Source organism: Novacetimonas maltaceti (genome assembly GCF_002906255.1).
GTDB classification, from domain to species: Bacteria; Pseudomonadota; Alphaproteobacteria; order Acetobacterales; family Acetobacteraceae; genus Novacetimonas; species Novacetimonas maltaceti.
The window spans coordinates 1-11,696 of record NZ_POTC01000069.1 but is presented as its reverse complement, the minus strand read 5'-3'; the positions used below and the strand labels follow the sequence as shown (position 1 = coordinate 11,696).

Genomic DNA, 11,696 nt, shown 5'->3' with positions numbered 1-11,696 from the left:
AGCGAGAGACAACTCCCAATCTGCTCAAAACGCAGACTGGACGCCATCGCAAAAACCGTCAATCAAATCGCCAAAACCCAGAAATTACCGGCCAAGCACATCAATCAAGGGTTCTTCGATCCCTCCAATTACGACTCACATGGTACGGCATTCGGATGTGCCGGGATTGCCAAAGACGCATTTTAGGTCAGATTTTGCGTCGAGACTTCATGAAGATTACAATAGAAGAGTTCTAAAAGATCGTTTGTTTAGAAACGACTATTTTCTCTCTGTTGTGGTGACTCCCCGGAATGCACTCGGCAAGATGGGCAGCAAGCTCTTTCGGGTGGGTAAAGGCGAGGCGACAGAGGCCAGTGACGCGACAGTCAGGCAGCTTGAAGATGTCTGGCAGATCGTTTCGTCTGCTCTCGACAATTATAGCGTGCGGCGCCTGGGGCTGCGTGAGCATGATGATGTCGTCTTCACTGAAATCGGCGAGGCGTTGCGTCTCATCATCTCTGCACGCTGGATGCCTGTCCCGGTTGTATCGGGACATCTTGGAGCGTCCATTTACACGGATCGGGTAATCTGCGGCAAACGTGGCTTCGAAGTTCGTTCTCTGGATCGGAGCTATGTCGGTGGCATTTTTTCGTTCCGTGAATATCCGGCCAAGACCAGGCCCGGAATGTTGAATGCCCTGCTCAGTGTGGGTTTTCCCCTCGTGGTAAGTCAGTCCTTTGGCTTTCTGACACGCTCACAGGCTGATGAAAAGCTGACGCTGAAGGGTAATCAGATGGTAAGCGCAGGTGACAAGGCGACCAGCCAGATCGACCAGCTCACGGATGCCGTAGATAAGCTCATATCGAATGAATTTGTCTTCGGATCGCATCATCTTTCATTGGCAGTTTATGCTGATACCCTTGCGCAGCTAGGCGATAATGCTGCTCGTGCGCGGGCACGGCTGACCGATGCCGGTGCAGTAGTCGTACAGGAAGGTATCGGCCTAGAGGCCGCATTCTGGTCACAGTTGCCCGGAAATTGGGAGTACCGCACCCGTCCCGGCGCTATCAACAGCAATAATTTTGCCTGCTTTTCGACCTTTGACAATTTTCCGGCAGGAGCACGCGAAGGCCATTGGGGCACGGCAATCGCCCGTTTTCGGACGGATGGTGCGACGTCTTACGATTATGTGCCTCACGTCAAGGATGTGGGCATGACGGCGATCTTTGGCCCGATCGGCTCGGGCAAGACGACCCTGCTGACATTCATTATGGCGATGATGGAACAGGCGCTCTCTGAGGTGAACGGTGCCGTCGTATTCTTCGACAAGGATCGGGGAGGGCAGCTTCTGGTCCTTGCTACTGGTGGCACGTATCTTGTTCTCAAGCGTGGTGTTTCCTGCGGCCTTGCGCCGTTGCGTGGCCTGACGAACACGCCCGAGGATCGGGAGTTTCTGCGGCAGTGGCTCACCGGGCTGATTGAGAGTGACGGCAAGGGCACGGTCTCGTCAGAAGATGCAAAGCGACTGCAACGGGGGATCGAACGGCAGATGTCCTATCCCGTCGAAATGCGCTCACTTGCTGGATTGCGCCAGTTCTTGATGCACGGGCCAGAAGAGGGAGCTGGTGCCAGGTTGGAACGCTGGTGCAGAGGCGGCGCATTGGGATGGCTGTTCGACGGCGAAACCGATGAAGTGGATCTGTCGAGTGCCATAACAGGCTTCGATCTGACGGCTTTTCTCGATCATGACGAAATATGCGCCCCGACGGCTGCGTATCTGCTCTATCGGATCGAGAAGGTGGTTGACGGCCGACGTTTTCTTATGAGCTGCGATGAATTTAGGGCCTATCTTTTGGACCCGAAATTTGCCGCTGTAATCGACAAGTTCCTGCTGACCGTTCGTAAAAACAACGGGATGCTGATTTTGGCGACACAACAGCCGGAGCACGTTCTGGAATCAAAGCTGGGTTCGTCGCTCGTTGCGCAGTGCATGACAAAGATTCTCTACCCGTCTCCCACGGCTGACCGGCACGCCTACATCACGGGACTAAGCTGCACCGAGGGCGAGTATCGTGCTGTACGGGAAGGGATGGTGGGTGATCCCAAACGGTTTCTCATGAAGCGGGAAAACGGCAGCGTCATTTGTGAATTCGATCTGTCCTCCATGCCGGAATACATCGCGGTACTGTCCGGCCGCGCCAATCGAGCGAATTTTGCCGAACGGTTGAGGGCAGAATACGGGGCCGATCCGAGCCAGTGGCTCGACCATTTCATGGCCCGTTACCACGAAGCGAAAGACTGAGGCGAGGGAGGGCACGATGAAGGCATATAGTCTGGTTGCAGTGGTATGGTTTTCTCTCATTGGAGCGGATGCCGCCCATGCGCAGGTAGCTGTATTTGATAATGCAAGCATTGCGCAAAGCGTCACCAATACCACAAATGAAATCAATCAGATGATGGACGAGCTGAAGCAGCTACAAGCGCAATATCAGCTCCTTCAGAACATTCCGAATGTTGCAACGGGGATGCTGACGACTTTCAACAGCGCCAATCTGCAAAATCCGCTGCCGACAGTTACACAAGCAACCGGTCAGATCACGGGAGCAACCAATACACTGAATAGCTATGGTCAGTCATTTATGAGCTTGAACAGGTATTCAGCTACGGGAACAGATCCAGTTGCGCAGTCATATCAGCAGAGAGAAACTTCTTTAGCAAACATTCAAGGTATAGCAGCGCAGAACCTTGATTCTATTAACCAGCGCCTCGCTTCGCTTGATGAAATGAAGCAGGAACTGTCGAACGCAAAGGATATTACGCAGGTCAGCACGATTAACGGTCGGATAGCCGTCGAGAATCAGGCCATCCAGGCACAGGCGGCTGCGGCCCAAAATCTTCAGACTCTCTCTATGGCGCAGATCCGAAATCAGGAATTGCAGGAGCAAGAGGCGGCGCGGAAGGACGACGAAGCGACCGCTGCTTATTTCCCTGCGGCCATCCAGTGAAGGGATATGCTGTGAACGGTTACAAGACCCTTGTTGTGGCATCTTTGGGCGTGCTTGCGAGTGGTGTGGCTTCTGCTCACCCGTTACCCAATGCCGCGGAGCATACAGTGGAATGGTATTCATCGCACGCGGCCGAACGGCGTCAGGTAAACCGTGAGTGCATGAACGACCGGACGTATGAGAATTATCCGGATTGTAGGAATGCCGTTGCGGCTGAGACAGGTGCCGAAGCCCCGGCCCAGCCAGCAACGGACGACATGACGCAGCCGGGTTATTACGTGGACAAGCGGCAGCGTGACATCGTGCTGGCTTTGTGCGGGGTGAACCATCCTCCCCCGGCCGCCGTATGTAGCGCAGCAAGAAACGCAGCCTCGGCAGCCAACAAAAAGGGAAGCGGTCGGCAATAGACGTGAACTTAAAGACGGTGCGCCGTTGACGCGGGGTAAAGACTATGACGACGCCATTTGAAGACTTCGACACAAGCCTACGGACAGCTTTTTCGACCGGGACATCGAATGTCATCAGCCAAGGACTGTCTGCTGTGGCGTCCACGTTCACGGCGTTGATTGTTCTGTGGGTGATTGTCCAGGGCGTACTCGTCATGCGTGGTGATCTGGATGCCAGACGCGGCATATCAAGGATTATTCGGGTGACGCTAGTTTCCGCATTCATCTTGGAAGCTGGCATATACAACGGTTACGTCGTGAATCTTTTCCAGACTGTGCTTCCGACTTGGGCTGCGAGTTCGGTATCCAGCTCTACGGCTTCGACACCTAAATTGCTGGACGACATCTGGAACAGCCTCGTCAATTATTCGGCAACAATAGATAAGCAACTTCATTGGTTTCAGGTTGTCGATCTGATTGAGCTGGCAATGATAGCGATCGCAGATGGTGCGATGCTGACAATAGCTTTTGCCATCTACATCTGCTCAAGCCTCATGACTGCGGTGATTCTGTCTCTCGGTCCATTCGTCATTGCAGGTTTCCTATTCGATGCGACAAGAAATATTTCCGAACGATGGGTAGGAAAGCTGGTGGGCCTCGCTCTCCTGTCATTGCTTGTTGATGTTACGATGATAATCGTGGCGACAGGCATACGGACTTATATGTTGGCCTGTAATCTTAATGCAGTTTCTGCTGCGGGAACGCCGGGTATTGCCATTCAGATTATGGAACAGACGGCGATGTTTATTGCCGTATCGACCTTTATTCTTATTTCGTTGCCGGCTGCTGCTGCTTTTATCGGCGGGGGAGTATCGCTCAATCCTGCTGGGGCAATCCTGAATACAATCATTGGCGGCGCAACGGGTGGTGTTGGGACTGTCGCAAAGGCAGGGGCCAACATCGGCAGGAAGTCTTCTAATAAATAACTAAGTTAAGTTTTAACATTACTAGGGGAGTAAGACGGATGGCAAAGATCCGTATAAGTATTTCTGTACTCATGCTCTCTGTTTTATCGGCGTGCGCAAGTCACGATCCGGTCCCAAAATGCAAAGGACCGACATTTGCTCTGAACTCGGGGCACTGGAAACCGACAGAAGCGGACCTCAAAAAGCCAAAGGAGATTGGGCATAAATGACAGATCAGAAATTTGTCCCGCCCGTTCCGAAGGAAAAGATGGCGGAATATTATGAGCAGGTCGAGAATTTCCAGAAGTCGCGAGCGCGCGCGGTCGTCAAGATCAATAAGTACCTGACGATCGGCTTAGGAATTTCATTGCTGGCTAACGTCGGCTTGGCCTGGTCGGTTGCTTCGCTGTTGCCGTTGGAAAAGCTGGTGCCCATGCCGTTGTGGGTTCGCCCGGACGGAACGGTTGATAGCGAGATCTCCATGTCACGCTTGCCGAAGACAATGGACGAAGCAGTCGTCAATGCAGCGGTGTGGCAATATGTTCGGCTGCGCGAGGGCTATACATATGCCACGGCGCGCTATGCCTATGACACGGTTTCTCTCATGAGCAACGAACAAGTCAGAGAGCAATATCAGTCGTGGTTTAATTTCCCCAACCCCAAGAGCCCACAGGTAACGGTTGGAAAAAGGGGCCAGATCGACGCCGAACGTCTGTCTCTCGCTCCCATTGGAAATAACGTCATTCAGGTGCGCTTCCGGCGCATTGTGTCGATGGAGGGAGCGCGCCCACAGACGACGACCTGGACCGCGACTGTGCAGATTCAGAGGGTCACGGATCTTCCGGCCAGTGCCCGCTTGGCAAATCCGGGCGGTGTGATCGTCACGTCCTATCAGTCGTCGGAGGATGGGGTATGATTCAGCGTCTCGCAGTTGCTGCCTTCCTTGCAGCGACCTCTCTTTCGGTCGTGCCCGCATTTGCAGAGCAAGACCCTCTACCCAGCCGTCATGACACGCGAATGCGGTACGTGCCTTATGTAGCGGATCAGGTTGTTCATCTTTCGACTGCCGTGGGGGCGACACTGGTGGTTGGTTTCAGTCCTCATGAAACCGTCGATCGCGTCGCAGTGAGTGACAGCATACATCTGAAGGCAGCCCCGGCAGGGAACTATCTTTTCTTCAAAGCGACACAGGGGCTTGGCCTTCAGCCTGTTATCGTGTTGACACGAAACGATACCGGTGCCGAGCGGCGATACGTCTTTGAAGTGACGACAGTTGCAAGTGCGTCGCTCGCGAATGCGACGGACGGCGTTTACTACAGCGTGCAGTTCACTTATCCCGCTGATGAAGCCGCAGCGCGTCGTGCAGCCGTCCTGGCCCGGCAGCAACAGGAGCGGGCTCAGGTCGAGGCACGAGCAAAAGAGTTGGAACTTCAGCTCGCGCATGAAAGGATGGAACGGGAAACAAAAGACCCGAATTTCGGTCTCAAGAATTGGAAATACATTGCTCAGGGTGATCGTTCTATTCTTCCTATCGAAGTATGGGACAATGGAAACATCACTGTTTTCCGGTTTCCGGGGAATGTGCGTCTTCCCTCGCTTTTCACGATCAATCCGGACGGCAAAGAAGCGACTGCCAATTATAGCGTGAAGAACGATCCGGCTGGGTGGGGAACACTGATGATTGCCGATCATCTCGCCCCAGCATGGCGTCTGCGAGATGGAAACACCGTCTTGTGCGTCTTCAACAAGGCATTTGATCCGGTTGGTCGTAACCCAGGCACAAATACCATCAGCCCGAACGTGGTCCGCACGCTGAAGGAGGCCGCCCAATGAGCGACGAACAAAACAACAATAGTGGAATTAACGACGGCGGCTCTCTCGTATCAAACAACAATCGACGCGAACTAAACGCATGGCAAAAGGTTGGCATTTTCATACTCGTTGTCGTAGTTGCGCTGGGTTTTATTTGGCTTCGTGCTCTCGATAGAGCGAAGAAAACAGAGGAACAGAATAATCAGCCTGTCGTAGCGGCTGGGACGCACATGCGCAGCGCACCGCTGACACCGCCACCTGCTCTTACAGACCAAAATCTGCCAATGCCGCAGCAAGCTCCGCAGCGGTTTTTTATGCCTGCGCAAGCAACGCATCACGAGGTAACGCCGGCAGAAAGCCCGATTTTTGCCGCGTCAGGAGGCTCGGGGGGAAGCTCTGCACCTCAGCCCGCGTCTGCGCAGGAATCTCCCAAGACGGTGACGGTCAATGGAGCACAGCCCCCGGCCGGACAAGATCCGCAGGGGGATAGGTCACTGGCCGTTCGGCTAAAGCCGACAGTGTTGGAGGAAGCGCGCGCGCGGTTGCTTCCGCACCCGGACTTTCTGGTTACGAAGGGGACAATTATCCCGTGCATTCTTCAGACCAAGCTAAACACTCAACTCGCCGGATACGCGAAATGTGTGATTCCCCTAGATGTGCGGAGCACAACGGGGAATGTGGTTCTCATGGACAAGGGGACGATTGTCACCGGTGAGATGCAGCACGGTTTAATGCGCGGTGAAGACCGGGCATTCGTGATTTGGGATCGGGCAGAGACACCGGAACACGGCATCATTGATCTTGCATCACCCGCGACGGGTGAGCTGGGCGAGAGCGGTGTTAAAGTGACGGTGAACAATCACTGGTGGTCGCGCTTTGGCAGCGCCATTCTTCTAAGCGTGATTCAGGGTGGTCTCGATGCCGGGGTCGAGCTGGCATCCCGGGTTGGTAGCAACAATAGCGGTGCATACTTCAATTCATTCCAGTCAAACGGGCAGACAGTCGCGAATACGGCGTTGCAAGCGGACATCAATATTCAACCAACTGGAGAAAAAGCACAGGGAAAGACGGTCGCTATTTTTGTCGCGCGCGATCTTGATTTCTCGGACATCTATGACCTGAAGCCAACGGTAGGTAGCAATGCTCAATGAAGCAGCGGTACAGCTCCGTTTCCTGATGCAGCCCCTTGCGGGCTGGCTCGAAGACCCGGCGACGGAAGAGATCTGCGTTAATAAGCCCGGAGAGGTTTTTGTTCGGCAGAGGGGTGTGTTTACACAACACGCTCTTCCCTTGAGCTATACGGATCTGGAAGACATCGCGATCCTGGCAGGAGCTTTGCGCAAACAGGACGTGGGTGAACGGCATCCTCTGTGCTCTACCGAGTTGCCAAACGGGGAGCGTCTGCAAGTGTGTTTGCCGCCAGCCGTACCCGCGGGGACGGTGAGCCTGACGATCCGGCGGCCAGGGGGGAGTGTGGCTGCCCTCAGTTCCGTGACAAAGCGGTACAACATTGCGCGTTGGAACCGCTGGGATAAACGGACAGAGGCCGAAGAGAAACGGCACGAAGAGGTTCTGCGGTATTACGATGAAGGCAATTTCGAAGTCTTCCTCGCTGCGTGTGTACGGAACCGTATGACCATGCTGCTGTGCGGGGCGACGGGCTCTGGAAAGACCACGATGGGCCGAACGCTGATTTCGGCCATTCCGCTGCATGAGCGGCTGATAACGATCGAAGACACGTTAGAGCTTGTTATTCCGCACCCCAACCATGTGCGGTTGCTCTATTCAAAGTCGGGAACAGGAATCAGCTCGGTCAGTGCGGAAGACCTTTTGCACGCAAGTCTGCGCATGAGACCGGATCGGATCTTGCCGGCGGAGCTTCGCGACGACGCCGCATGGACATATCTCAATGAGGTCGTATCGGGGCATCCCGGTTCGATTTCTACCATTCATGGCGCAAATCCGGTTCAGGCGTTCAAGAAGCTCTTCTCGCTTATCAAGGGCTCGCCCCAGGGGACGGCGCTAGAAGACAAAACTCTTGTGGACATGCTCTCCGCCGCGATTGACGTAATCGTGCCCTTCGAGACGACAGGCGAGATCTATTCCATCGGCGAAGTGTGGCTGGCAGCGGATGCGCGCCGTAGAGGCGAGACAGCAGCAGATCTTCTGACGAAATACTGAAAGGAAGCGCACGATGGCGTCAGAAAACAAGTCGATCGTCTTGATCGCCCGGATTATCCTCGGAATTCTGATGGTATTTGTGTCTTGGACCGTTGTCGCGTCTTTTGTTTTTCTGAAGGGAACGGGTTTATCGGGCTCGTTCGAGCATCCTTTCTATCAATGGTGGCTCTATTTTCTGTATGGCCGGGATAATCCGATCGTAGTGCAATGGCTCAAGATCGGCGCGGGGGCAGGCGGTGTTGTGGTTGCGCTGGTAATGCTGGCGGTGATCTTCCGGCGTGGTGCAATCGGCCCTTCTCTGCGCCCGTCCATATTCAGTCGAAGGCAACGGCCTATCCGTGGCGTGACAGAGAATCATGGCTATGCGGACTGGATGACAATGAAGCAGGCCAGGCAGCTCTTTCCACGTCCTTCCGCTGAATATGGAGGTGTCGTTGTAGGCGAAGCCTATCGCGTGGACGAAGACCGGCATGCAAGGGTGCCCTTTCATCCTAAAGAGCCGAAAACATGGGGACAGGGCGGCCGTGCGCCATTGCTCATAGATCCCTGTGAGACAGGATCGACCCACAGTCTGGTTTTTGCCGGACCGGGATCGTTCAAGTCCACGTCGGCCGTCACCACGCTGACCACATGGACGGGCTCTGCCGTGGTGCTTGATCCGAGTACAGAATTGGGGCCGATGCTTCGACCGTTCCGCGAAACGCTGGGTCATCAGGTCTACGAGCTGCGGCTCGGTGGAGATGTTGGCTTTAATGTCTTGGACTGGATCGACATTCGTTCGCCCGAAGCAATCACGAATATACAGGACGTGGTGTCATGGATATGCCGGGAGAGTGGTGCCAAAAAAGACGCCAATAACGAGTTTTTTGACCGGCAGGGCCGCAATCTCGTGACGTGTTTATTGGCGCACATGATGTTTGATCCGGACCTTCCAGCCGAGGAAAAGACCTTGCGGACGCTGAGAAGCGGGGTCTGCACGCCGCAAGAAGAAATGCGGAATCTGCTGAACACGATCCATGCGAGCAGTCCGTGCGCCTATGCGAGCCAGACGGCCGGCGCGCTCAAGGGACTGGTCGATGAGACGTTTTCCGGGGTGTATGGCAATGCCGATGACAAGACAGCCTGGCTCAGTAATCCTGCGTTTGCGGACCTGGTGTCCGGAGACAGTTTTCGCTCGTCAGATCTGGTCGATGGCAAGATGGATGTTTTCGTACAGTTGCCATTGCGGGCTTTGGAAAACACACCCGAAATTGGTCGCACGATTATAGGGGCGTTACTGAATGCCGTTTATGAAGCTGATGGCAATATTCGGAATCGTGTCCTCTTCCTTCTGGACGAAGTCGCACGTCTCGGTCCTATGCGGATCATGGCAACAGCACGGGATGCCGGGCGCAAATACGGTATTACCCTGAGATTGCTCTATCAGTCGGTCGGACAACTCGAAGAACAATGGGGCCGTGAGGGAAAGCGAGCATGGTACGAGGCGGCCGCACATCGGACATATGTTGCGATCTCCGATCTCGATACCGCGAAAGAGCTGGAAGAAACCTTCGGTCAGTATGGTGTCATGGCGACATCCGTGGGCAGCAATACCGGCACGTCGGGGAAAGGCTGGGAAGCGAGCAACCGTTCGCGCGGGGCGAACACGAGCTATCACGAAATCAGCCGCCCGCTGATCCGACGGGAAGAACTGCTGAACGATGTCCGGGTAGATGAAGCGTTTGTGGTGGTGCGTGGTGGTCGTCCGTTGCGTTGCGGGATGCCTATCTATTTTCGACGGCCTGAAATCAGAGAAAAAATAGCGGCCAATCGGTTCAATAAGATCTCGGCCTGAGTGTCAGGGGGACATGAGCAATGTCGGAAACGAACAATGAGAAGCGTCGGGATAAGGCGCGTCAGCAGGGAAGCCAGAAGACGGCCGGTATTGCCGAGGCGCAGAAAGCGGCATCGCGTGAGAATGTCGCTGATCGCTACTGGAAGCAAACAAGCGAAAAGGGACAGACCCCTGGACAGCGGGCGGAGAGCAACAAGCCACGTGCAAAGCCCAAAAGCAGTCCGTAACTAGGAGGCTGACATGCCTGAAGCGGGCTGGCTGTACGTTCTCGACGCTGATTTCTCACACTTGAGGCAATTTCGGGTTATTTTGTAGAATTCAGTCATCCCACAGGAGCCCGATCTGGAATATTGACGATATTCTGCTTCTGGCGGCGGGTTCTGAACGCAGTGAGGGTGTCACGGCCTGAGAAGGCAGTGTTGGTGGAAGCTATGTGGTCTGTGCACTGTCTGTTTCTTCAGATGGCCTGCCGGAGCCTTCGCAATCGTGCATGAGCGAGGGCGAATTCATGCTGACAGGGGAACATGTCCGGCATGGACAGGACAATCCGACGGACGCTGAGCGTTACACGTGTCGCGATTTTGAGCAGCCGTGCGCGTATGGTGCCACAGGTCGCCGTCTCCAGGCTGGTCTGGCCAAGGGCCAGTCTTTGCAGAGCGGTCAGCAGGACATAGGCTGCGGCCGAGAACCACAGCCGGAGCTGGTTGGCCCGGATGGTGTGGGACGAGGTCCTGTCTGAGAACAGATCCATCTGGCATTCCTTGATGCGGTTTTCCATATCCCCGCGTGCGCAGTAAATCTGTTCGTAGAGATGGCGGGGGTCGGACATTCCCTGCGGTAGCGTGGTGACAATGAAGCGATGATAGCGGTTGCCGTGGCGCCATTCGGCCTTGGCCACGACCCGCCTGCGGCGCGTCCAGCTGTCCTTTGTGATCCAGTCAAAGGAGGCGAAACCGCGCGCAGCTCTGCCTGTCGTGGCGGCTTCGTCACGAACCTCAGCGGACAAAGAGGCAATCCGGTCATACAGGCGGGTGTTGCCTGCAAGCCCGAACAGGAAGTCAACGTGGTTGTCTTCGCACCATGTCATCAGACTGTCCCGGGCGAAACCGCTGTCCCCACGCACCAGGATACGCACCCGGGGCCAACGGCTCCTGATCTGCTCCACGATCCGGCGGATGTCTGCCAGTGCTTCCTTCCCCGGGTCCCTGTCTGCCGTGCGCAGGGTAGCGCTGAGGAGATGGTCCCCGCAGAAGACATACAGGGGAAGATAGCAGTTATGGCCGTAATATCCATGAAAGGCGCGGCCTTCCTGATGGCCATGGATACGGTCATCGGTGGCATCCACATCCAGAACGATCCGGGCGGGTGCGTGCTCATGCTGGTCAAGGAAGAGCGTGACGAACAGGGTAGGGCCTGTTAGGGCTTGATCCAGTCTGCTGCGGCAGCGATGTGGATGACCGCGAGGAACGACGTTGCTGTTTTTTCATATCTGGTTGCGACAGCGCGCCACTCCTTGAGGCGAGCCCAGAGGTTC

13 protein-coding genes and 1 pseudogene are annotated in these 11,696 nt (G+C 55.2%); 12 read left to right on the top strand and 2 right to left on the bottom strand.

The annotated features are described in order from the left end of the window. The 12 genes from KMAL_RS17455 to KMAL_RS14885 form a co-directional block, all read left to right on the top strand. Nucleotides 1-186: hypothetical protein (locus KMAL_RS17455; RefSeq protein ID WP_219811427.1), on the top strand; the 186-nt coding region annotated here is incomplete at its 5' end. After that, a complete protein-coding gene (locus KMAL_RS14930) occupies nucleotides 140-2,281 on the top strand; it encodes a VirB4 family type IV secretion/conjugal transfer ATPase (protein ID WP_275399325.1) in 2,142 nt (713 codons plus the stop codon). The genes KMAL_RS17455 and KMAL_RS14930, both read left to right, overlap by 47 nt. Nucleotides 2,282-2,297: 16 nt before the next feature. Continuing rightward, entirely contained in the window at nucleotides 2,298-2,984 is a 687-nt protein-coding gene (locus KMAL_RS14925; protein WP_007284446.1) for a type IV secretion system protein, read from the top strand. Beyond that, the gene (locus tag KMAL_RS17940; RefSeq protein ID WP_007284445.1) at nucleotides 2,981-3,391 is read left to right on the top strand and encodes an EexN family lipoprotein; all 411 of its coding nucleotides are present in this window, start codon (nucleotides 2,981-2,983) and stop codon (nucleotides 3,389-3,391) included. The genes KMAL_RS14925 and KMAL_RS17940 overlap by 4 nt, the downstream gene beginning before the upstream one ends. A gap of 44 nt (nucleotides 3,392-3,435) precedes the next feature. Continuing rightward, on the top strand, nucleotides 3,436-4,356 hold the full coding sequence (locus KMAL_RS14915; RefSeq protein WP_110096341.1) for a type IV secretion system protein: 921 nt from the start codon (nucleotides 3,436-3,438) through the stop codon (nucleotides 4,354-4,356). 38 nt (nucleotides 4,357-4,394) lie between these two features. Then, entirely contained in the window at nucleotides 4,395-4,565 is a 171-nt protein-coding gene (locus KMAL_RS17935; protein ID WP_158306040.1) for a type IV secretion system lipoprotein VirB7, read from the top strand. Further along, the gene (locus KMAL_RS14910; protein ID WP_007284443.1) at nucleotides 4,562-5,251 is read left to right on the top strand and encodes a type IV secretion system protein VirB8; all 690 of its coding nucleotides are present in this window, start codon (nucleotides 4,562-4,564) and stop codon (nucleotides 5,249-5,251) included. The genes KMAL_RS17935 and KMAL_RS14910 overlap by 4 nt, the downstream gene beginning before the upstream one ends. Further along, entirely contained in the window at nucleotides 5,248-6,168 is a 921-nt protein-coding gene (locus KMAL_RS14905) for a TrbG/VirB9 family P-type conjugative transfer protein (protein ID WP_110096340.1), read from the top strand. The genes KMAL_RS14910 and KMAL_RS14905 overlap by 4 nt, the downstream gene beginning before the upstream one ends. Beyond that, nucleotides 6,165-7,298, top strand: a complete 1,134-nt coding sequence (virB10, locus tag KMAL_RS14900; RefSeq protein WP_010665819.1) for a type IV secretion system protein VirB10 — start codon at nucleotides 6,165-6,167, stop codon at nucleotides 7,296-7,298. The genes KMAL_RS14905 and virB10 overlap by 4 nt, the downstream gene beginning before the upstream one ends. Then, nucleotides 7,288-8,328: a P-type DNA transfer ATPase VirB11 gene (virB11, locus tag KMAL_RS14895; protein ID WP_110096339.1), complete on the top strand. Its 1,041-nt coding sequence runs from the start codon at nucleotides 7,288-7,290 to the stop codon at nucleotides 8,326-8,328. The genes virB10 and virB11 overlap by 11 nt, the downstream gene beginning before the upstream one ends. 13 nt (nucleotides 8,329-8,341) lie before the next feature. Further along, a complete protein-coding gene (locus KMAL_RS14890; RefSeq protein ID WP_007284439.1) occupies nucleotides 8,342-10,162 on the top strand; it encodes a type IV secretory system conjugative DNA transfer family protein in 1,821 nt (606 codons plus the stop codon). 20 nt (nucleotides 10,163-10,182) lie between these two features. Next, on the top strand, nucleotides 10,183-10,389 hold the full coding sequence (locus KMAL_RS14885; protein WP_007284438.1) for a hypothetical protein: 207 nt from the start codon (nucleotides 10,183-10,185) through the stop codon (nucleotides 10,387-10,389). Between the two features lie 230 nt (nucleotides 10,390-10,619). On the opposite strand, the pseudogene KMAL_RS14880 reads toward KMAL_RS14885, so the two are convergent. Both KMAL_RS14880 and KMAL_RS14875 read right to left on the bottom strand, forming a co-directional pair. Then, a pseudogene (locus KMAL_RS14880) lies at nucleotides 10,620-11,570 on the bottom strand (IS1380-like element IS1380A family transposase); the annotation flags it as partial. A gap of 8 nt (nucleotides 11,571-11,578) precedes the next feature. Next, the coding region (locus tag KMAL_RS14875) for a transposase (protein ID WP_018308590.1) at nucleotides 11,579-11,696 on the bottom strand (118 nt) is incomplete at its 5' end.